The sequence below is a fragment of the Helicobacter cetorum MIT 99-5656 genome, from assembly GCF_000259275.1.
Taxonomy (GTDB): domain Bacteria; phylum Campylobacterota; class Campylobacteria; order Campylobacterales; family Helicobacteraceae; genus Helicobacter; species Helicobacter cetorum.
This window is the reverse complement of record NC_017735.1, coordinates 1061098-1083505: the sequence shown is the minus strand read 5'-3', so window position 1 is coordinate 1083505 and position 22408 is coordinate 1061098. Positions and strand designations below refer to the sequence as shown.

The window sequence follows — 22408 nt, the reverse complement described above, 5'->3', positions numbered from 1 at the left end:
AAGACTAATTATTATAAATAAACCAAGAATATTAAAATTTTTAAGGGCGTGTGATGTTGTGCGTATTTGATATAGAAACCACTCCTAATGTAAGCTTGTGTAAAGAACATTTTCATTTAGAAGAAGAAAGCGATTTAAGAGTTTGTGAATTGAGTTTTGAAAAGCAAAAAGAAAAAAGTGGGAGTGAATTTTTACCCCTTTATTTGCATAAAATTATTTCTATTTCAGCTGTAATAGGCGATGATTATGGGAAGTTTATCAAGGTGGGGAATTTTGGTCAAAATAAAGAGAGTTTTACAAGTGAAAAAGAGCTTTTAGAAGATTTTTTCAATTATTTTAATGCTAAAAAACCAAGACTTGTGAGTTTTAATGGCAGGGGTTTTGATATACCCTTACTCACTTTAAAAGCTCTCAAATACAATTTAACTTTAGATGCTTTCTATAATCAAGAAAATAAATGGGAGAATTATCGCTCACGCTATAGTGAACAGTTTCATTTGGACTTAATGGATAGCTTGAGCCATTATGGCTCAGTTAGGGGTTTGAATTTAAATGGCATTTGTGCTATGACTAATATTCCTGGCAAATTTGATGTGAGTGGGGACTTAGTGCATGCGATTTATTATGACACTACTTTAAGCGAAGTTGAAAAAAAGACCACTATTGAAAATTATTGTCAAAGCGATGTGCTCAATACCTATTGGCTTTTTTTGAAATACGAAGTGCTAAAAGGGGCTTTAAATACAGAGCAATACCTTGGGCTACTCAGTGATTTTTTAGAAAAATTTCCTAAAGAAAAGCCCTACTCTAGCGTGTTTATTAATGCTTTAGAAAAAGAACTTAAGGAATTTTCTTAAAATTCTTTAGATTTTTAAGAAAACAATACAGAATAGAAACCGAGCTTTAAAATCAATTATGTATTTTCTAAAAGCATTTCAAATCCTTTTTATATAATCTTTATAAGTCTCTTGCTGATAGCTTGGATAACAGGCACACACACTATTGCCTAGTAAATCCATACTCTCTTTGTAAGGTGTATTTAGAGTATAGTTTTTAGGAAAACCAAATAATCTTAACCCTTCTTGAATGCTCAAACGCCGTAACCCTGCTTTTTTATCTTTAAAATCTATTACCCCTATTTTATGCATATCACTCGCTACTAGGGTTGGTGTAGGTTCATTAGGATGTAGAATTTTAGAAAACTCAAAAGAAAGTTTTCCGCCACTAAGGGCAAAGCCTAATTCATTATTTTTAGGGTTTTTAATTTGTTTCAAATAGCCTTTAACAACCAAGTCATCTAATAAACTGATTAAATCTGCATGATTGAAAAAATCTTGAATGCTTTTTAAACTAAGAGGCACACCATCTTTTTTGGGTGTTCCCCAAAGTATGGCGTATTTAGATTTGCGTCTTTCTTTTAAAAAGAGATTAAGCAAGTCTTTTTGGGTTTGATTAACTGCTCCTCTTAGTTCTAAATCCCATGAATGAATGTTGTTACTAGCTCCTCTTTTATCTTTGATAGCCTTACCATAAAGCTCATTTGGGGTAAATTGAGATAAGATTTTTTGTGTGAAAGGAGTATTTAGAAGTTCTAGGTGGTGTTCTTGAATATCTTTAAAAACGCATTTTGTAATAGGAAAATTATCTAAATCAATATGACAAGATAAACTACCCACAATATAAAGGCGTTCCCTATTTTGTGCAACCCCAAAATCTTTGGCATTTAAAAGTTTGTAATTTACAAAATGACCGCATTCTTCTAAGTGGTGTAACATGATAGAAAAGGTTTTTCCTTTATCATGCGTGAGAAGTCCAGGGACATTTTCTAGTAAAAATCCTTTAGGTTTCTTAGTTAATAAAAAACGCATGATTTCAAAAAATAAAGTTCCTCTTGTATCCTCTAGCCCTCTTCGTTTCCCAGCGCTAGAAAAAGGCTGACAAGGAAAACCTGCTAGTAAAATATCAAAATTAGGAATATTGTTTGTATCAATTTTAGTAATATCGCCTTGCGGTATCTCTTTGAAATGATTTGCATAGGCTTTTAAGGCACTTTTTTTAATTTCAGAACTTAAAACACATTCTGATTTTAACCCTATGCTAGATAAAGCTTGCTCAAACCCCAAACGCAATCCTCCAAGACCTGCAAATAAATCCATAAAACGCACGATTTGGTTTTTATAATCTGTGAGATAAGGCTTAAAATTTTTAGGTTTTAGTAAGGGTGTAAAAAGATTTTGCTCTGTTGTCATGGGATTATTATAATGGTTTTTAGCTATAATCTAGCTTATTTTATCATAAAGGATAGGTTATTAGCACAACAAAACTTTATAAAGATTTAAAAAAGATTGAATGGGGTAAAACACAAGGAAAAATTACCTTTTGTTTAGCTAATATTTCTACCACCCTAAAAGCTAAAGATACGGTGGGATTTGTTTAGCAAGAATGGCTTAAGGATTTTATGCTTCAAGCTAACTATCAGTTTAAAGAGCTAGAAAATTCACAGAGTTTTCCTGATTTTTTATTGTTTAATCAAGAATTACAGATTTGGGAATTTCTAGAAGTTAAAGCTTTTCAATACGAAAAATCCCCTGCGTTTGATATTGCAAATTTTGAGTCTTATTGTGATAGGCTACTAGAAAATCCAAAAATTTTAGACATATTTTATCTGATTTTTGCCTATGAAATGCAAGAAAATGGAGATATTTTAATTAAAAAAATTTATTTGCATAAAATTTATGAAATTGCAGGGCGTTCATCTTATTACCCTTTAAAAACACAAGTAAAAAGGGGTATGATTTACAATATACGCCCTAGCGGTGCTTTTAAAACTAATAAAGCCTTTGTTTTTCAAAATACGCATGAATTTATACAGGCTATTTATCCCAACAAAGCGAAAAACTCCGTCCTTTAGGGCGGAGATGTAAGCGTCAATAGCCGTTAGGCTATTTTTTAGTGTCATTTAACCTAAAAACAAAAGGTTAGCAAATCTAATGTGGTGTTTCTTGCTCTTGGATATATTGCTTAATGATTTCTAAAGGAGCACCCCCACAGCTTCCAGCAAAATAACTAGGCGACCATAAATGATTGCCCCACAAAGTAGCTTTAACATTTTTAAAATTTTGTTGTCTAACCAAACGACTACTAACACCCTTTAAAGAATTAACTAACCTACTAACACTAACTTTTGGTGGATAATTGATAAGTAAATGCACATGGTCGCTTTCCCCATCAAATTCTACTAACTCGCTTTCAAAGTCTTTGCATACCTTAGCAAATACAGAACCTAAAAAGTCTATAACTTCTTTGTTGAATGCTTTACGCCTATATTTAGTTACAAATACTAAATGCACATGCATTAAAAAAACACAATGTCTGCCATGTCTAATATTATCAATTTGTTTCATAGACCAAGTTTAACTAAATTATGCTAAAATCTTTCTATGAAAGTAAATAAGGGCTTTAAATTTCGTTTGTATCCTACCAAAGAGCAACAGACCAAATTACAACACTCTTTTTTTGTCTATAACCAAGCCTATAACATTTGCTTAAATCTACAACAAGAGCAATACGAAAAAAACAAAGATTTACCCACTAAACAAAGAAAATGGCAAAAATCAAGCGAATTAGATAGTGCGATTAAGCACCATTTAAAAGCTAGGAATTTAAGTTTTAGTAGTGTAGTCGCTCAACAATCACGCATGAATGCAGAAAGAGCCTTAAGAGATGCCTTTAAAGTCAAAAATAGGGGCTTTCCTAAATTTAAAAACTCTAAATTTGCTAAACAAAGTTTTACTTGGAATAATCAAGGCTTTTCTATCAAAGACTTTAACGAACGCTTTAAGATGTTTAACTTAATGAAAATGCCCTTAAAAATGCGTATGCATAGAGACTTACCCCTTAATGCTAAGATTAAACAAATCGTAGTCTCTTGCTCTCATCAAAAATATTTTGTTAGTTTTAGCATAGAATACGAAAAAGAGCTTAACACTATTAAAGAGCCTAGAAATTGTGTCGGTGTGGACTTAAATATCTATGATATAGCTTTAAGCGTTGATTTAAAAGAATATGAAAAACTAACCGACCTAGAACAATACCAAAAAGACATGAAAGAACTAGGTTTAAAAGTAGATGAAAATATCAATCTAAAACGACTTATTCCTACTTATTCTAAACTACATTCTTTTAAAAAATACTCTAAAGAATTTAAAAGACTACAAAGAAAACAAAGCCGTAGGGTTTTAAAATCTAAACAAAATAAAATCAAACTAGGAGGTAATTTTTACAAAACTCAAAAAAAATTAAACAAAGCCTTTGATAAATCAAGCTATCAAAAACTAGACAGATACCATAAAATCACAAGCGAACTTTCAAAGCAATTTGAATTGATAGTAGTTGAAGACTTACAAATTAAGAACATGACCAAAAGAGCCAAACTCAAAAATGTTAAACAAAAGAGTGGGCTTAATAAGTCTATACTAAATACTTCATTCTATCAAATCATCTCTTTTTTAGACTACAAACAACAGCATAATGGCAAATTGTTAGTGAAAGCTCCCCCACAATATACGAGTAAAACTTGTCATAGTTGTGGGCAAATCAACCACGAGCTTAAATTAAATCATAGAGAATATCTGTGTCAAAATTGCGGATATATAGAGCATAGAGATATAAACGCCGCAAGTAATATTTTAAGCAAAGGGTTAAGTCTTCTTGGGTTAGGAAATAGCCTTGCAGACTTTAAAGAGCAAAGCCTTTCGTATTAGCATTCAGTAGGGTGCTTTAGTTAGGAAGCTCCTCGCTTTAGCGAGGGGTGTTTCACGACACTTTAAAACTTTATAAGGGAGAAGAAAAAGCTCTAAAATGGTATGAAACTTTGCGAAAAAGAATGTAGCATTACCCTTTAAATTATATTATCTAAAAGATTATTAAATATTGTGCATATGTGAGTTTAGAAAATCTAAAAAATTCTTATAACTTTACTATAAGCTAAAACGCTCTATAATAGAGCCTTCTTATTAGAATAACCCCTAATCATAATAATCTAAGGAAGTGTTTTGTTTTTTAAATTTATTTTATGTTTATTTTTAGGAATATTTGCATGGGCAAAAGAAGATTTGACAGACCCCCTAACTCCGTCCAAACGCTATTCTATTAATTTGCTCTCTGAAAATGATGCTTATGTCCTAAAACCTATCATGAAGCCCACTGATGAATACTATACCGCCGGCACTCAAATAGGCTTTTCCACTAAAGAGTTTGACTTATCTCAAAACAAATATATGAAATGGGCTTCATATTTAGGATTTTTTAATAAAAGCCCTAGGGTTACTCGCTTTGGAATCTCTTTGGCACAGGATATGTACACTCCAACGCTCAAAAACAGGAAATTAACGCATTTGTATCATAACCACCCTTATGGGGGGTATTTAAGAGTGAATTTGAATGTGTATAACCGCCATAAAACTTTCATGGAATTATTCACGCTTTCTTTAGGCACAACAGGACAACACTCTTTAGCCGCTCAAATCCAGCACCTTGTCCATCAAGGCTTAAAAGACCCACAATTTTATGGCTGGAGTAGGCAACTCAAAAACGAATTTATCTTTGAATTACACTATCAATTGCTTAAAAAAGTCCCCCTTTTAACCACTCGTTTTTTTTCTATGGAACTTATGCCCGGATTTAATTTAGAACTTGGTAACGCAAGAGATTATGCCCAACTAGGCTCACTCTTTAGATTTGGATATAACTTAGATGCAGATTATGGTGTAAATAAAGTCAATACTGATTTTAGCGGTGGAATGCCCTATAGCGATAAGTTTTCACTCTACTTTTTTGTAGGGGCTTTTGGGCGCTTCCAACCCTTTAACATCTTCATTCAAGGCAATAGTCCTGAGACTAGGGGCATTGCTAATTTAGAATATTTTGTTTATAGTGGCGAAATGGGTGTAGCAATGATGTGGCGGGGTTTTAGAATGGCGGTTACTTTCACGGATATTAGCAAAACCTTTCAATCCCAACCTAAGCACCATCAAATTGGCACTTTTGAATTGAATTTTGCTTTTTGATTGTAGATGATATTTAGGGTTTTATGCTACAATTCTAGTTTATCATGCTTGAGAAATAAAGGGTATTTTTGACTAGAAAAATCATGTCTTTTAGCTTAGTTGCTGGGGCTTTAATTTGTGTGCTTTTAGGAGTATTTATTTTCTTTACCAGCATGTCGGTTAAGAAATTTTTGAGTGCTAATCTCAACGCCCTTTTGGAGCAACACCACCCTATTATCACAAGCACCCCTTTTGAATGTGAAGGGCTTTTTAAAATCTCATGCAATTTAAAGGAACTCAGTCTCTCTAAAAATTCCCCTTTTGTAGATTTTAAAAATTTGAGTGTTAAAATCAATTCTTTAGACAAAAGCTCTCTTGCACTCTCTATAAAATCTCAGATAAAATCCCCTATTTTAGAGCAATTAGTCAATCAAAAAGCCGCTCAAATGCCCTTGAAAGACCTCAATAGTTTGTTTGAAAAAGCTAAGCCCACGCATTTAAATTGCTCTTTGCAATTCAATGCTTTAGATGAAAAGACTTTAAACAACGATTTAAAATGTCATTTGACTAATCCACAAAATATCCTTACTTACACTTTTTCACAAAAAGGCATTATGATTACACAAGACAACTTGTCTTTTAAACACATCTTAAAAACTTTGACTTCCAAAGACACTCAAGCTATAGAAAAACTACAAGAGAGTATGCGTTTTTTAATCTCTCAATGGGGTTTTTCTATCCAAGCTCATCATCTTAAAAGCCTTTTAGAGCCTTTTTATAATGAGAACAAAGGCATTTTCCATACCAGCTATGACACTACGCTTGATTTTTTAGAAGAAACCAGCACCACTCATTTGGATTTTAAAGATAATGTTTTTCAAAAAAGTTTGAAAGAGTTTTTAAACGCTTTTAAAGCAATGGCTAAGAATGAACGCTCTGAGATTATGCTTAACGCTCAAGTTAAAGACACGACTAAACTTAGCTTTAATGCCATGCTAGAAAGCCTTAAAGAAAATCTTTTTAATGCCTACGAGTTTAGTGTTAAATAATTTGATGAATACAAATCCGCCCCTAAAGCCCCAAAAAGCAAAAGGCATTAAACGCATTATTAAAGCCTTTTTTTATTCTAAAGACGGGCTTAAATGTGCATGGATAGAAGAGAGCGCTTTTAGACAAGTATTAATCTTAGCTCTAATTTGTATCATTCTAGCAAGCTATCTTGCTAAGGATTTTTTAGAATGGGGGCTATTGATTTTGCCTTGCTTCCTATCGGTGGTTATTGAACTCTTTAACAGCTCTATTGAAAAGGCTGTAGATTATACCGGCACAGAATTTCACCCCCTAGCTAAAAAGGCTAAGGATATTGCTAGTTCAGCCCAGCTCATAGGGCTAATTTTTTGGGCTTTTATTTGGGGGCGTTATCTTTTAATGCTCTATCAAAGTAATTAAATTTTAGGGAGAAACATGCAAGATAGCTTGATTGAGAAAGACAAAAATATTATAGAAGTAGGAATTGATTCTTCTATTGAAGAGAGTTATTTAGCTTATTCCATGAGCGTCATCATTGGGCGTGCCTTACCTGATGCTAGAGATGGCTTAAAGCCCGTTCATAGGCGTATTTTATATGCGATGAATGAGCTAGGTCTCACTTCTAAAGTCGCTTACAAAAAGAGTGCTAGGATTGTGGGTGATGTTATTGGTAAATACCACCCCCATGGCGATACTGCCGTTTATGATGCCCTAGTTAGAATGGCACAAGATTTTTCTATGCGTTTAGAATTAGTAGATGGGCAAGGAAACTTTGGCTCTATTGATGGCGATAATGCCGCTGCTATGCGTTATACCGAAGCTCGCATGACAAAAGCGAGTGAAGAAATTTTAAGAGATATTGACAAAGACACCATAGATTTTGTGCCTAACTATGATGACACCTTAAAAGAGCCTGATATTTTACCAAGCCGTCTGCCTAATCTCTTAGTCAATGGGGCTAATGGTATTGCAGTAGGTATGGCTACTTCTATACCGCCGCATAGAATTGATGAAATCATAGACGCTTTAGTGCATGTGCTAGAAAACCCTAACGCTGAATTGAATGAAATCTTAGAATTTGTTGAAGGGCCAGATTTCCCAACTGGAGGAATCATCTATGGTAAGGTGGGTATTATTGAGGCTTATAAAACAGGGCGAGGGCGTGTGAAAGTTAGAGCCAAAGTGCATGTAGAAAAGACTAAGAATAAAGACATCATTGTTTTAGATGAAATGCCCTATCAAACCAATAAAGCCAAATTAGTAGAACAAATCAGCGATTTAGTGCGAGACAAACAAATTGAGGGCATTAGTGAAGTGCGTGATGAATCTGATAGAGAGGGCATTAGAGTGGTGATTGAGTTAAAAAGAGATGCGATGAGTGAAATTGTCTTAAACCATCTCTACAAGCTCACCACTATGGAGACCACCTTTAGCATTATCTTGCTCGCCATTTATAATAAAGAACCTAAGATTTTCACACTTTTAGAACTCTTACACCTTTTCTTAAGCCATAGAAAAACCATAGTCATTAGACGCACCATATTTGAATTAGAAAAGGCCAAAGCACGAGCTCATATTTTAGAAGGTTACTTAATAGCATTAGATAATATTGATGAAATCGTGCAACTCATTAAAACAAGTGAGAGCCCCGAAGTAGCTAAAAACGCTTTAATGGAGCGTTTTAGTTTGAGTGAAATTCAAAGCAAAGCCATATTGGAAATGCGTTTGCAACGCTTAACCGGCCTAGAGAGAGATAAAATCAAAGAAGAGTATCAAAACTTGCTAGAACTCATTGATGATTTAAATGGCATTTTAAAGAGTGAAACTCGCTTAAATGAAGTCGTAAAAACAGAGCTTTTAGAAGTTAAAGAGCAGTTTTCTTCCAAAAGACGCACTGAAATTCAAGAATCTTATGAAAATATTGATATAGAAGATTTAATCGCTAATGAGCCTATGGTGGTGAGCATGAGCCATAAAGGCTATGTTAAAAGAGTGGATTTAAAAGTCTATGAGAGGCAAAATCGTGGCGGTAAGGGCAAGCTATCTGGCAGCACTTATGAAGATGATTTTATTGAGAGCTTTTTTGTGGCTAACACGCATGATATTTTGCTCTTTATCACCAATAAAGGTCAGTTGTATCATTTGAAAGTCTATAAAATCCCAGAAGCAAGTAGAACCGCTATGGGTAAAGCTATAGTTAACTTAATCTCACTAGCCCCTGATGAAAAGATTATGGCAACTTTAAGCACCAAAGACTTTAGCGATGAACGCTCACTAGCTTTTTTCACTAAAAATGGTGTCGTAAAACGCACGAATTTAAGCGAATTTGGTAGCAATAGAAGTTATAGCGGTATCAAAGCGATTAATTTAGATGAAGATGATGAATTAGTAACCGCAAAAATTGTGGATAAAAATTCTAAGCATTTACTCATTGCCTCACATTCTGGCACTTTTATTAAGTTCCCTTTAGAAGATGTGAGAGAAATCGGGCGAGTTGGTCGTGGGGTTAGGGGCATAAGACTTGCTGAAAATGATTTTGTTGTGGGTGCAGTCGTTATCTATGATGACAATAACAAGCTTTTGAGCGTGAGTGAAAATGGGCTAGGCAAGCAAACCTTAGCAGAGTCTTATAGAGAACAATCTCGTGGGGGTAAGGGCGTGATTGGCATGAAACTCACTAAAAAAACCGGCAATTTAGTAGGCATTATCAGCGTAGATGATGAAAACCTAGATTTGATGATACTCACTGCAAGTGCGAAAATGATTAGAGTTTCTATCAAAGATATTAGAGAGACCGGAAGAAATGCTAGTGGGGTGAAACTCATAGACACCGCTGATAAAGTCGTGTATGTCAATTCTTGCCCCAAAGAAGAAGAGCCAGAAAATTTAGAAAACTCTCCTAAGCAAAATTTGTTTGACTAATGCGCTTCTTTTTATTCTTTTATTTGCTAGGGGCTTTCTTGATAGGGGCTTTCTTGCAAGCTTTTAGCCCCCTAGAAAACCAAGAATTTTTAATCTCGTATCGTTTAAAAGTCGTTGACGCAAGAGTTATAGGCGAAGAATACTCCATTTCTAAACCCATAGCAAGCCGTATCAAAACAGCCCCCTATGTCTTAGACTATCATTGTTTAATCGTGGCGAAAGATTTACCCACAACAGAAACTAAAGACCCCATACTCCAAGCACGCTTAGAAAATTCGCTCCTAGAAAGAGCCTTAAAACAAGAAAAAGAGCAAATCATAGACTGCCTTTTAAAAAGCCAAGTGGCTATCACACATTATGACAATAGCTATAAAAATGGCACTACCACCACAAGCATACTCAATCTTAAAGCCCTAAGCGTTAGAGCGAGCCTAGCAGGAAATGTGCTGTCCTTAGATATTTTTAGAAAGGAAGAAGAATGAAAATCGCCATTGTAGAAGATGATATTAACATGCGTAAAAGCCTAGAGCTTTTTTTTGAGCTCCAAGATGACTTAGAAATTGTGAGTTTCAAAAACCCCAAAGACGCCCTAGCTAAATTAGATGAAAGCTTTGATTTAATCATCACAGATATTAACATGCCCCATATGGATGGCTTAGAATTTTTACGCCTTTTAGAAGGCAAATACGAATCCATTGTCATCACCGGCAATGCGACCTTGAATAAAGCCATTGATTCTATCCGCTTAGGCGTGAAAGACTTTTTCCAAAAACCTTTCAAACCAGAACTCCTTTTAGAATCCATTTATCGCACCAAAAAGGTTTTAGAATTTCAAAAAAAACACCCCTTAGAAAAACCCCTTAAAAAAACCCCCACTCAAAAACACAGCTTTTTAGCCACTTCCCCTGCCCTAGAAGAAGTCAAACGCCAAGCTTTAAAAGTCGCAAGCACTGACGCCAATGTCATGCTACTAGGCGAAAGTGGCGTAGGCAAGGAAGTTTTCGCTCATTTTATCCACCAAAATTCTAATCGTGCTAAACACCCCTTTATGGCAATTAATATGTCCGCCATTCCAGAGCATTTATTAGAAAGCGAGCTTTTTGGGTATCAAAAAGGGGCGTTTACTGACGCTACCACCCCTAAAATGGGGCTTTTTGAAAGCGCGAATAAAGGAACGGTATTCTTAGATGAAATCGCTGAAATGCCAATTCAGCTACAAAGCAAGCTTTTAAGAGTCATTCAAGAAAAGGAAGTTACACGACTTGGCGATAATAAGAGCATAAAAATTGATGTGCGTTTCATTTCGGCCACCAACGCCAACATGAAAGAAAAAATCGCTTTAAAAGAATTTAGAGAAGATTTGTTTTTCCGCTTACAAATTGTGCCTATAGCTATTCCGCCTTTAAGAGAGAGAGTAGAAGAGATTTTACCTATTGCTGAGATTAAGCTTAAAGAAGTGTGTAATGCTTATCATCTAGGGCAAAAATCTTTTTCAAAGAACGCCATTAAACGCCTTTTAGAATACTCTTGGCATGGCAATGTGCGAGAACTTTTAGGCGTAGTAGAAAGGGCGGCGATTTTAAGCGAAGAAAATGAAATCCAAGAAAAAGATTTGTTTTTAGAAAGATAATTTTTATTAAGGTTAGCCCTTGAACTTAAATAGATAAACAAAGCCTTAAAATGGCTAAAAACCTTATTCAAAAGGGGATAATAGATAGTTTTGAAGTAAGCACCATTAAGGGCTTACTAGACATTCATAATGTTTTGTATTTAGATGTTATCTTGCCTAAAATTGAGAGCATGCCCCAAATAACTTTGATGAAATAATAGAAAAATATGTAGAGATGAATATTGCCCACCCTTTCTTAGAGGGTAATGGTAGGGCGATGAGAATGTGGCTAGATTGTATTTTAAAAAAAGAAATCAAACGCATTATAGATTGGGACAAGATAGGTGAAACACCCCTCGCTAAAGCGAGGAGCTTCCTAACTAAAGCACCCTACTGAATGCTAATACGAAAGGCTTTGCTCTTTAAAGTCTGCAAGGCTATTTCCTAACCCAAGAAGACTTAACCCTTTGCTTAAAATATTACTTGCGGCGTTTATATCTCTATGCTCTATATATCCGCAATTTTGACACAGATATTCTCTATGATTTAATTTAAGCTCGTGGTTGATTTGCCCACAACTATGACAAGTTTTACTCGTATATTGTGGGGGAGCTTTCACTAACAATTTGCCATTATGCTGTTGTTTGTAGTCTAAAAAAGAGATGATTTGATAGAATGAAGTATTTAGTATAGACTTATTAAGCCCACTCTTTTGTTTAACATTTTTGAGTTTGGCTCTTTTGGTCATGTTCTTAATTTGTAAGTCTTCAACTACTATCAATTCAAATTGCTTTGAAAGTTCGCTTGTGATTTTATGGTATCTGTCTAGTTTTTGATAGCTTGATTTATCAAAGGCTTTGTTTAATTTTTTTTGAGTTTTGTAAAAATTACCTCCTAGTTTGATTTTATTTTGTTTAGATTTTAAAACCCTACGGCTTTGTTTTCTTTGTAGTCTTTTAAATTCTTTAGAGTATTTTTTAAAAGAATGTAGTTTAGAATAAGTAGGAATAAGTCGTTTTAGATTGATATTTTCATCTACTTTTAAACCTAGTTCTTTCATGTCTTTTTGGTATTGTTCTAGGTCGGTTAGTTTTTCATATTCTTTTAAATCAACGCTTAAAGCTATATCATAGATATTTAAGTCCACACCGACACAATTTCTAGGCTCTTTAATAGTGTTAAGCTCTTTTTCGTATTCTATGCTAAAACTAACAAAATATTTTTGATGAGAGCAAGAGACTACGATTTGTTTAATCTTAGCATTAAGGGGTAAGTCTCTATGCATACGCATTTTTAAGGGCATTTTCATTAAGTTAAACATCTTAAAGCGTTCGTTAAAGTCTTTGATAGAAAAGCCTTGATTATTCCAAGTAAAACTTTGTTTAGCAAATTTAGAGTTTTTAAATTTAGGAAAGCCCCTATTTTTGACTTTAAAGGCATCTCTTAAGGCTCTTTCTGCATTCATGCGTGATTGTTGAGCGACTACACTACTAAAACTTAAATTCCTAGCTTTTAAATGGTGCTTAATCGCACTATCTAATTCGCTTGATTTTTGCCATTTTCTTTGTTTAGTGGGTAAATCTTTGTTTTTTTCGTATTGCTCTTGTTGTAGATTTAAGCAAATGTTATAGGCTTGGTTATAGACAAAAAAAGAGTGTTGTAATTTGGTCTGTTGCTCTTTGGTAGGATACAAACGAAATTTAAAGCCCTTATTTACTTTCATAGAAAGATTTTAGCATAATTTAGTTAAACTTGGTCTATGAAACAAATTGATAATATTAGACATGGCAGACATTGTGTTTTTTTAATGCATGTGCATTTAGTATTTGTAACTAAATATAGGCGTAAAGCATTCAACAAAGAAGTTATAGACTTTTTAGGTTCTGTATTTGCTAAGGTATGCAAAGACTTTGAAAGCGAGTTAGTAGAATTTGATGGGGAAAGCGACCATGTGCATTTACTTATCAATTATCCACCAAAAGTTAGTGTTAGTAGGTTAGTTAATTCTTTAAAGGGTGTTAGTAGTCGTTTGGTTAGACAACAAAATTTTAAAAATGTTAAAGCTACTTTGTGGGGCAATCATTTATGGTCGCCTAGTTATTTTGCTGGAAGCTGTGGGGGTGCTCCTTTAGAAATCATTAAGCAATATATCCAAGAGCAAGAAACACCACATTAGATTTGCTAACCTTTTGTTTTTAGGTTAAATGACACTAAAAAATAGCCTAACGGCTATTGACGCTTACATCTCCGCCCTAAAGGACGGAGTTTTTCGCTTTGTTGGGATAAAATAAATCACTACTTATAGGATTTGGCGAGATAAGAGATTTGTCCCCTTGTTACAAAAACACTTTTCTCAAAAGTTAAAACATTTTCTCACTGATGGATTTTTGCTTGTTCTACCCTTGAGACTAACTCTGAAACTATCAAAGCGTATATAGAAAATCAAGGCTAACTTTACTATTTTTTATAGTGCCTTGTGGCACTAAGACAAACATCTCAAACATTAAAGATATTTGGGATTTTGTCTAAATGTTAAAAAAGACAAGCAAAAAGCACAAAATTCTTTAACGCTTTATAACTTTATCCCCTTAATATTCAAACTAGCTCAAATCAAACACTATAAGCAATATGGCACAGGCTTACATCTATTTAGGCATAGTTTTGCAACTCTTATTTATCAAGAAACCCAAGACTTAGTTTTAACTTCAAGGGCGTTAGGGCATAGCTCTTTACTCTCTACTAAGATTTATATCCATACTACCCAAGAGCATAACAAGAAAGTGGCTCTTGTATTTGATAGTTTGATAGAGAATAAAAAGTAAGGGGGTTAAAAATTGATTAGGTTTGGAGTTGGTTAGCAAGAGGGGGCTTTTAAAAGACTTTAAACTATAGAGATAATATTGTTTCTATAGTGAATACAAATAAAAAATAATTTGATAGTTTTATATGGTTAGTATATGGTAATTAAATTATTAATAGTTATTCTACTTTTATATAATTATAATTATCTAAAATATAATTATTTCAATAAAACTAATCAAATAATATAATTGTATTTAATTAGATAATTTAGTGTAATTAAACTAAGTAGTCTAGTTAAGACAAATAATTTAACATTAGGTAGTTATTGTTAGGCTATCTAATTGTATGAAAATAATTGGTTATGTATGGGTATTTTAAGTCTGCAGACCCAACACCTAAAGGTTTATTATTAAGCTTGGCGGTTTGTTTCTTTTGGCTCACTGCATTTTTCAAAAATTTTATTAAGTTCCATTTCATATAATCTGCCACAAATACGATTGATTGTTCTTGGATTGCGTTTTAAGGCACTTCCATCTCGTTTCAAATAGGCAATATCACTACCTTTGATAGGGAATAAATCTAAGTGAAGTAATCTTATTATTAAGGCTAAATTGTCTTTTTGTTTAAAATGATATTCAATATTAGACCAAGTTTTTGAATCAATTTCTCTTAAACCTTTTGGAATTATAGGATACACTTGAAACAAGTCATCTAGGTAGGAGCGTTGATTAGCATACTCTATGCTTAGTTTTGTCTAATAATTCATATTCAACCTTACGGAATTTTTATTATACTAAAACAATCTTATGTTTGAATTGTGAGTAGGTTATTATAATAAATAACCTACTATTTTTGAATACATTATAGGCATTATTTGGTATAAAATCTCTCAATTTGAGGGCGATTTATCTGTGTTTTTAAAACTCTCCTTACAACCTAATTTTATTACCAAAGACCCATGCAAAAGGGGGAGAGGCTGATATTATTTTTGAATATGCCCCTAAGTTGCCTTTTTATCACAAGCATTGTCTGTTATTAGAAGTTACGCTGACAACTAAAGATAATCAAAGGCGTATGGAATTAGAACCTGTTAGCAGGCATTTGGGTAATCATCTGATTAAAACAAAGAATTTGAATGATTATGCTATCTTTATTAGCACTTATTTAGACCCTAATGTAGTGAGCGATTTTTCATATAGAAAAATCATGCCTTATCAAAAGGACAAGAAAAGTATTAATAGCATGAAAATCTTATCTTTAGATACAGATATTTTAGGTGTGGTTTTAAGTAAAGATATTACTTACGAAAATCTTTTCGTAATATTAGATAATTTTTATCAACAAGAACCAAAAGACCAAGATTATTGCAAAGTATTTTCTGAAATCAAGAATTATCAGAAATTGGGGTAGTAAGTCGCAAGAATCTAGCTAAGGGATAAATTGGTGTTTGTATGCTAAGATAAAAAACTCATTGTAAAAAAGGATAGCATGTTTATCTCAATCGTTTTTTTCTTGGTTTTATGTGTGCTAAACTACGCTACTTTCAAGCTTTTAAGGGCGTTTTTGACTTTAAAGAAAATATCTCAATACGCTTATTTGGGGTTTTTTGTCCTTTTATGTGTGGGGGAAGGGATTTTTGCTTTTTATAGAAATTCTATGCCAAGTAGTCTATTTGTTTTAACTTCAGCTTGTTCATTTATCACTTTTATCTTATTTATTTTTGCTTTGAGCTTTTATGGTTTTTCTTATTCCATAGAAGAAATAGATTTTTTAGACTCAAGGCGTAAAAGCTTAAAAAACTTTTTGAAATTAGGGTTTTATTTAGCCTTACTAGGCTATTTTTGGCGTGGGTTTTATGAAGGGCTTGCTCGCCCAAAAATCAAAGAAACCCCCATTTATTTAGATAAATTAGATAAAGAATTAAAGATTATTTTATTAACAGACATGCATGTAGGGCATTTATTACAAAGAGAATTTGTAACTTACATTGTAGAAGAAGTCAATCAAAAAGAAGTGGATATGGTTTTAATTGGAGGGGACTTAGTAGATAGTAATATTGAAAAAGTCAAATCTTTTTTACTGCCCTTAAACAATCTCAAAAGCACTTATGGTACTTTTTATGTGCCAGGAAACCATGAGTATTATCATGGCATAGAGCCGATTTTATCGTTTCTTAAAACTCTTAATATAACGATTTTGGGTAATGAGTGTGCGAACTTGAATGCAATTAATTTGTGTGGGGTGTATGACTATTATGCACGAAAGCATCAAAATTTTGCCCCAAATATTGATAAAGCCTTGCAAAATCGTGATACAAATAAGCCTACCATTCTTTTAGCCCATCAGCCCAAACAAATTAAAAGTATCAAAGAAAATCATTCTATAGATTTAATGCTTTCAGGGCATACGCATGGGGGTCAAATCTTTCCTTTTAGTCTTTTAGTCAAATTGGCTCAAACCTATTTGCATGGTTTATACAAGCATAGTAACACGACACAGATTTATGTGAGTAGTGGGGCGGGGTATTGGGGAGTTCCTTTAAGGTTTTTAGCCCCTAGTGAGATTGCATATCTTAAGCTCTATCCTAAGAAATCTTAAACAAACGGTAATATCGGAACCATGATTACAGAAGACGAACCTTAACGATTGGTCGGCAATGGCAAAACAACCCACTAGGACAAAGAGAAAGGAGGGGGAGGTGACTCTTTATCTCTAGTGGTGCCAACCAAACCATAAGGAATGGTTGAACCTTGTAATTATACAACAGAAATTGTGATTTTTGTCAAATAATTTTAAAATTTTTATTCGCGATTTTAAAGAAACAGAACGCACCAGAAAGTGTTTGATACGAGCAAAAATAAAAATTAATATTTTCTTAAACCAACTTAAAATTATGATATAATCAATACTTAAATTACTCTTAAATGTAGAGGTCAATACACTATGCGTGTTCTACTTATTGAAAACAACTCTGTTTTAGGTGAAGAAATTGGGAAGTGCTTGAATGAGCGAGGTTTTATGGCTGATGTGGCTGAGAGCTTGGAAGATGGGGAGTATCTCATTGGCATTAGGAATTACGATTTAGTCATGGTTAGTGATAAAAATGCCTTTAGCCTAGTTTCTAAAATCAAAGAAAGACATGCTTCTATTGTTGTTTTGGTTTCTTCTAATAACCCCACAAGCGAGGAAGAAATTAGTGCGTTTGAGCAGGGTGCAGATGACTATATTGCTAAGCCTTATCGGAGCATTAAGGCATTGGTAGCAAGAATTGAGGCTCGTTTAAGATTTTGGGGTTCTAATGTCATTGAAATTGGGGATTTAATCATCAGTCCTGATGAAGAGAAAATCATTTATAAGGGGCGTGAGGTTGAAGTCAAAGGAAAGCCGTTTGAAGTTCTCACGCATTTAGCTAGACACAGAGACCAAATTGTTTCTAAAGAACAGCTTTTAGATGCTATTTGGGAGGAGCCTGAGTTGGTTACCCCTAATGTGATTGAGGTAGCCATCAATCAAATCCGCCAAAAAATGGATAAGCCCTTAAATATTTCCACGGTAGAAACCGTAAGGCGTAGGGGCTATCGCTTTTGTTACCCAAAGCCTATGTGTGAAGAGTAAAATCTTTGACTTTTTTTAAAGTCTTTTTGTCGCTTCTGTAATTAAGAAGCTCTTTATTTCCTGTAAGTTAAATTTCTCAAAGGGGTTATTGAGTATTATTCAAAATTTCTTCTACTTGCTCTTTAATATCCGCATAATTGAAACTCTCTCTAAACCTTTCTATTTTGCCTCCACTAGCATTCTTATGCCCCCCCCCATTAAAGCAAACTTGACTTAATTCGCTCACATCACAATTTCCATTAGCTCTCAAGCTTACATTTCCTTTAGGATTCACATCTATATAGAAATCAAACTCTGGATTTTGCACTAAAAAGAGATTCGCTAAAACACTAATGCCCCCCATAGAATAACTTAAGAACCCTTTTTTATCCTGGTAAGAAACATAACATTCTTCTTTCTTTTGAGAAAGCAAGCGTGTTTGTGCGTTTGAAGAGATATTATCCATGGTTTCTGTGGTAGGGTTACCCCCCAAAGCGATTTTTTTAAGTTTAAATAAATCATTGTCATAGGCCACAGCGCTATTTTCTAAAAATAAATAGTTTTTAACTTCTTCTAAAAGCTTTAATTTGTAGTTGCGGTTTTCATCATCAAACATGAAGCGGTTTAACTCAGTGCTTTGACTAATCATACGCATACAAACTTTTCCTAATTCAAAGCCATAACCTTGCGTATTCCAAATATCTATTGAATTGACCATTTCTACAAGTAAATCTAGCCAGGCAATATGGCTAGGCTCTAGGATAGCGTAGTGTTGTTTTAAAAATTCATAAGTGATTTTGGTCGCACTTTTGCTTGCATCTAGTAAATACCAGTGAAAACTCTCCGCCACTTCTTTACCGCTAATATGGTGGTCTAGTAGTTGGATTTGAATGTCTTTATTTTGCAAGCGGTATTCTTGAACCTTATCTTGCAAATATTGTGCTTCGTTCAAGCTTAAATTCAAATCGCTAATTAAAATAAGGATTTTTGTTTCATTAGATTGAGCGATTGCATTTAAAATTTCATAGATTCGTGCTAAGACTTCACGCCCATAATTAGCGTTATAGCATTGAATTTTTGTAAAAAATTGTTTTGAAATGAGCTGGCATGCATAGCCGTCTAAATCAATGTGTGAAAGGTGATAAACTTGCATAATTTTCCTTAAATATGATTAAAAGTTAATGTGTATTGTGCCTAAGGCTTCAAAGTTAGAGTTAGGGTCTAATTCAGCATGGCTTAGGATTATGACATCAATTCTAGCTTGTTCCATTTGACTAGAAAGGGCTTTTCTTAAGTTGGGTTCTACAATCAAAATAACTGGAGCAATGCCTTTTTGTAAGACTTTCATAGACTCCTCAGAAACGATTTCAATGAGTTTTTGCAATTCGCTTACATTTAATAATAAGCTCTTAGAAGAGCCTTGCTCACGCAATTTATTAAGCAAAAATTGCTCAGTTTCTGTAGAAAAAGTTAAGAATTTCAAACAGCCATCTTCGGATTTAAAGGCGTTAGTAACCACCCTAGAAAGCCTTGCTCTAACTTGTTCGGTTAGGATATTCACATCATTTTGCACTAAGGGGGCTATATCGGTAATGGTTTCTAAAATAGTGAGCATGTCCTTGATAGGAATTTTTTCATGCAATAGGGCTTGCAATACTGAGCGAATCGCACCGGTGGGGATTTTCTTACTTTCTTCTACGATAGTAGGATAGTCTTTGGCTAAGCGTTCTAAGAGCGATTTAACTTCATCTTTGGTAATGAAATCTTCAGCGTATTTTTTTACTAATTCGCTGGTATGAGTAGCAATAACTGTGCTAGGGTCAATGATGGTATAGCCTTGAATAATAGCTTCTTCTTTATCTTTGGCATCAATCCATAAAGCGTCCATGCCAAAGGCTGGCTCTTTGGTAGGAATACCTTCAACTTCTTTACTCACAAAACCGGTATTCATGGCTAAAAATTTGTCTGGCATAACCATTCCATCGCCAATCACTATGCCTTTAAGCTTGATTTCATAATGCGTTGGGGGAAGTTGTAAATTGTCTCTAATTCTAATTTGGGGCATTAAGAAACCATAATCGCTTGCAATCTTTTTTCTAATACCCCTAATTCTTTCTAGCAAATCCCCACCTTGTTTCATATCAGCTAGGCTGATGAGCTGATAGCCTAAGGCGAGTTCTAAAAATTCAATTTTTAACACTTCATCAATGGCTTGTTCTTCTTCTCTTTTAATCTCTTCTTGACTTTTAGTTTTGCTAGTTGTAGGGGTGTGGGCTTGTGTTTTAGTGCTAGGAGATTTTGGATTAAAATCAACGCCTAGTTTTTTGCTTAAATAGTTTTCAAATTTAGTAAGTAAGCCATCTTTTCCCTCTCTACTAATAAGCCATGCAACAAATAAAAATAACGCTCCTACAAATGCTAAAGAAAAGCTAGGAAGTCCAGGAATGGTCGCAAAAAGTAAGAGTATCGCTCCAACAATCACTAAAGTTTTGCTTTTGTTAGTGAGCTGGGTGATAAGTTTGGATGCAAAATCTTCTTCTTCGTTTTGTGTGGTGCGAGTGGCGACAATACCGGTAGCTGTAGCAATAATGAGTGCAGGAATTTGTCCTACTAGCCCATCACCAATGGTTAGAATGGTAAAGGTGCTGGCACTAAAACTCATGCTCATATCTCTTTGAAACACGCCCACTAAAAAGCCCCCAATGATATTAATGAGTGTAATGACAATAGAAGCAATCGCATCACCTTTAACAAATTTGGAAGCACCATCCATCGCACCATAAAAATCCGCTTCTTGACTTAGAGCAGAGCGTCGCTTTTTAGCTTCCTTATCATCAATAAGCCCTGAGTTTAAATCCGCATCAATGGCCATTTGCTTTCCTGGCATAGCATCTAGGGCAAATCTAGCTCTTACTTCAGTAACCCTAGTAGAACCATTAGTAACGACTAATAAATTCACTAGCACCAAAATACTAAAAATAATGGCTCCAATAACATAATTTCCGCTAACGGTAAATTCCCCAAATGCCGTGATAATATCACTTACTGCACTAGGCCCCTTATAGCCTTGTGTTAAAATCATTCTAGTGGTTGCGACATTTAAAGCTAGGCGATACAAGGTTACAATGAGTAGCAAAGTAGGAAAGGCACTAAAATCCGTAGGCTTATCAATATAAAGTCCAATTAAAATGATTAATACTGATAGAGCGATGGAAATGGTGAGCAAAAAGTCCAGTAAAAAAGGCGGTAGTGGCACGATAATAATCGCTAAAATCGCAATCACAAAAACGACAAGGGCTAAGTCTTTGGACTGCATGAAGCGTTTTAGGATAGGAAAAGTTTTTTTAAAAGCTAATTTTGAGCGTTCATTTGCCATTATTTAAAATATTGCCTTAATCTTTGAAGTGTTATTTTGTTTTGTAAAGTTTATCATATAAATTTACTCACCCATACAAACCCAACAAAGATGCCTAAATAAGGCGTTTTTAGTTTTGTTTGCTTGTCTCACTTAACAACACTTTTAAAAAGAACGCTTGAATTTTAGCTTTTTTTTGCTTATTTTGTCAAGTCCTTTTAAAATTTTTTAATACCACTCTAGCAACGCATACAAGGGCATTCTAGCACCATATACTACACCTAAAAAACACAGCCGACAGAGATTACTCGCGCTTGCATATGTGCGGCATGCAAGCGTTTTTACACAATTCTAATCACTCTAAAAAATGTTTTTGATTTTTAGCTAAATTAAAACACAAAATAAAACTATCAACAATTTTAATCTATCTCTTTAAAAAAAGGGGGGCATTATCATAGGGGTAAAAAAGGGGGGGCAAAGCGTTTGGGCGTTTAGTATTAGTGTAGTGTGATAAACAAATAAACATGCTATACTAAACAAAAAGGCGTTTTTAATGAATTTGTATAACAAGATACAAGAATTTTTAAGCACTTATGAAACCTTACAAACAACACAACAAAAAGCCGTTAACAACGCACAAGACAATTTAAAAGACTTCTTAAAACAAGAGCTAGACAAACAATGTCAAGCTTTAAAAAAAGAGATTACCCTCTACCAGCAAAACCAACTACAAGATGAATTTAAGCAAATCCCCCTTAAAATTTCTACTATAGAAACTGAGCTTTTACAAAAGACTGAGGAAAAAATACAATCACAAATAGAGCAAGAGCTAAACACAACTAAAATAAAACAAACCGAATTAAAAGCTGAGTTATATCTGCAGGCATTGCTAGAAATCAACAAAATTAAAACCCTTCAAAATGTATTCATGCAATGTCAATGTGAAGAATTAAACGCCCTTAAATTACAAAATTTAATCAATTATGAAAAAGAGCAGGCAAAGCTTTTGAAAGAAAATCCGATTCAACATATTTATTTAAACCATTAGAG

18 protein-coding genes and 5 pseudogenes are annotated in these 22408 nt (G+C 34.0%); 17 read left to right on the top strand and 6 right to left on the bottom strand.

Features of this window, described 5'->3' with window-relative positions:
• The first annotated feature begins 53 nt into the window (after positions 1-53).
• Positions 54-857, top strand: a complete 804-nt coding sequence (locus HCD_RS05200; RefSeq protein ID WP_014659527.1) for a 3'-5' exonuclease — start codon at positions 54-56, stop codon at positions 855-857.
• A gap of 78 nt (positions 858-935) precedes the next feature.
• Here HCD_RS05200 and dcm read toward each other — a convergent pair whose 3' ends face one another.
• Positions 936-2249, bottom strand: coding sequence for a DNA (cytosine-5-)-methyltransferase (gene dcm / locus HCD_RS05195; protein ID WP_014659526.1), 1314 nt, complete (start codon positions 2247-2249; stop codon positions 936-938).
• A 209-nt stretch (positions 2250-2458) separates the two neighbouring features.
• Here dcm and HCD_RS05190 point away from each other — a divergent pair.
• A pseudogene (locus HCD_RS05190) lies at positions 2459-2881 on the top strand (NgoBV family restriction endonuclease); the annotation flags it as partial.
• A 106-nt stretch (positions 2882-2987) separates the two neighbouring features.
• Here HCD_RS05190 and tnpA (HCD_RS05185) read toward each other — a convergent pair.
• On the bottom strand, positions 2988-3404 hold the full coding sequence (tnpA, locus tag HCD_RS05185; RefSeq protein ID WP_014658764.1) for an IS200/IS605 family transposase: 417 nt from the start codon (positions 3402-3404) through the stop codon (positions 2988-2990).
• 36 nt (positions 3405-3440) lie between these two features.
• On the opposite strand from tnpA (HCD_RS05185), the gene HCD_RS05180 reads away from it, so the two are divergent.
• The 8 genes and pseudogenes from HCD_RS05180 to HCD_RS05145 form a co-directional block, all read left to right on the top strand.
• Positions 3441-4763: an RNA-guided endonuclease InsQ/TnpB family protein gene (locus tag HCD_RS05180; RefSeq protein ID WP_014658798.1), complete on the top strand. Its 1323-nt coding sequence runs from the start codon at positions 3441-3443 to the stop codon at positions 4761-4763.
• A gap of 291 nt (positions 4764-5054) precedes the next feature.
• Positions 5055-6068, top strand: a complete 1014-nt coding sequence (locus HCD_RS05175) for a lipid A deacylase LpxR family protein (protein WP_014659524.1) — start codon at positions 5055-5057, stop codon at positions 6066-6068.
• A 68-nt stretch (positions 6069-6136) separates the two neighbouring features.
• Complete coding sequence (locus HCD_RS05170) at positions 6137-7096, top strand: hypothetical protein (protein ID WP_162097471.1); 960 nt, start codon at positions 6137-6139, stop codon at positions 7094-7096.
• Positions 7097-7100: 4 nt separating this feature from the next.
• Positions 7101-7496, top strand: a complete 396-nt coding sequence (locus tag HCD_RS05165) for a diacylglycerol kinase (RefSeq protein ID WP_050854978.1) — start codon at positions 7101-7103, stop codon at positions 7494-7496.
• A 15-nt stretch (positions 7497-7511) separates the two neighbouring features.
• Positions 7512-9998 carry a DNA topoisomerase (ATP-hydrolyzing) subunit A gene (gene gyrA / locus HCD_RS05160; RefSeq protein WP_014659521.1) on the top strand — a complete coding sequence of 829 codons (2487 nt, stop codon included), beginning with the start codon at positions 7512-7514 and terminating at the stop codon, positions 9996-9998.
• Complete coding sequence (locus tag HCD_RS05155) at positions 9998-10480, top strand: hypothetical protein (protein ID WP_014659520.1); 483 nt, start codon at positions 9998-10000, stop codon at positions 10478-10480. The genes gyrA and HCD_RS05155 overlap by 1 nt, the downstream gene beginning before the upstream one ends.
• A complete protein-coding gene (locus HCD_RS05150) occupies positions 10477-11628 on the top strand; it encodes a sigma-54-dependent transcriptional regulator (protein ID WP_014659519.1) in 1152 nt (383 codons plus the stop codon). The genes HCD_RS05155 and HCD_RS05150 overlap by 4 nt, the downstream gene beginning before the upstream one ends.
• 50 nt (positions 11629-11678) lie before the next feature.
• Positions 11679-11974 (top strand): annotated as a pseudogene (locus HCD_RS05145) (protein adenylyltransferase Fic); the annotation flags it as partial.
• Between the two features lie 33 nt (positions 11975-12007).
• Here HCD_RS05145 and HCD_RS05140 read toward each other — a convergent pair.
• Positions 12008-13330 (bottom strand): RNA-guided endonuclease InsQ/TnpB family protein, encoded by a 1323-nt coding sequence (locus HCD_RS05140; protein ID WP_014658798.1) that lies wholly within the window; start codon positions 13328-13330, stop codon positions 12008-12010.
• Between the two features lie 36 nt (positions 13331-13366).
• On the opposite strand from HCD_RS05140, the gene tnpA (HCD_RS05135) reads away from it, so the two are divergent.
• From tnpA (HCD_RS05135) to HCD_RS05130, 3 genes and pseudogenes are all read left to right on the top strand, one after another.
• Positions 13367-13783 (top strand): IS200/IS605 family transposase, encoded by a 417-nt coding sequence (gene tnpA, locus HCD_RS05135; protein WP_014658764.1) that lies wholly within the window; start codon positions 13367-13369, stop codon positions 13781-13783.
• 115 nt (positions 13784-13898) lie between these two features.
• Positions 13899-14059: pseudogene (locus tag HCD_RS09555) on the top strand (transposase); the annotation flags it as partial.
• A 79-nt stretch (positions 14060-14138) separates the two neighbouring features.
• Positions 14139-14429: pseudogene (locus tag HCD_RS05130) on the top strand (tyrosine-type recombinase/integrase); the annotation flags it as partial.
• Positions 14430-14824: 395 nt separating this feature from the next.
• Here the strand turns inward: HCD_RS05130 and HCD_RS05125 are convergent.
• A pseudogene (locus tag HCD_RS05125) lies at positions 14825-15151 on the bottom strand (restriction endonuclease); the annotation flags it as partial.
• Positions 15152-15348: 197 nt separating this feature from the next.
• On the opposite strand from HCD_RS05125, the gene HCD_RS05120 reads away from it, so the two are divergent.
• The 3 genes from HCD_RS05120 to hsrA all read left to right on the top strand — a co-directional run bounded on the left by HCD_RS05120 (position 15349) and on the right by hsrA (position 18024).
• Positions 15349-15819, top strand: coding sequence for an AlwI family type II restriction endonuclease (locus HCD_RS05120; RefSeq protein WP_081482785.1), 471 nt, complete (start codon positions 15349-15351; stop codon positions 15817-15819).
• A gap of 78 nt (positions 15820-15897) precedes the next feature.
• Positions 15898-17007, top strand: coding sequence for a metallophosphoesterase (locus HCD_RS05115; RefSeq protein ID WP_014659513.1), 1110 nt, complete (start codon positions 15898-15900; stop codon positions 17005-17007).
• Positions 17008-17352: 345 nt separating this feature from the next.
• Positions 17353-18024: a homeostatic response regulator transcription factor HsrA gene (gene hsrA / locus HCD_RS05110; protein ID WP_014659512.1), complete on the top strand. Its 672-nt coding sequence runs from the start codon at positions 17353-17355 to the stop codon at positions 18022-18024.
• A gap of 85 nt (positions 18025-18109) precedes the next feature.
• Here the strand turns inward: hsrA and HCD_RS05105 are convergent, their stop codons facing one another.
• Positions 18110-19156 (bottom strand): DHH family phosphoesterase, encoded by a 1047-nt coding sequence (locus HCD_RS05105; RefSeq protein ID WP_014659511.1) that lies wholly within the window; start codon positions 19154-19156, stop codon positions 18110-18112.
• An 18-nt stretch (positions 19157-19174) separates the two neighbouring features.
• Entirely contained in the window at positions 19175-21379 is a 2205-nt protein-coding gene (flhA, locus tag HCD_RS05100; protein WP_014659510.1) for a flagellar biosynthesis protein FlhA, read from the bottom strand.
• A 532-nt stretch (positions 21380-21911) separates the two neighbouring features.
• Between flhA and HCD_RS05095 the strand changes: the two genes are divergently transcribed.
• On the top strand, positions 21912-22406 hold the full coding sequence (locus tag HCD_RS05095; RefSeq protein WP_014658739.1) for a hypothetical protein: 495 nt from the start codon (positions 21912-21914) through the stop codon (positions 22404-22406).
• The last annotated feature ends 2 nt before the right edge of the window (positions 22407-22408 follow it).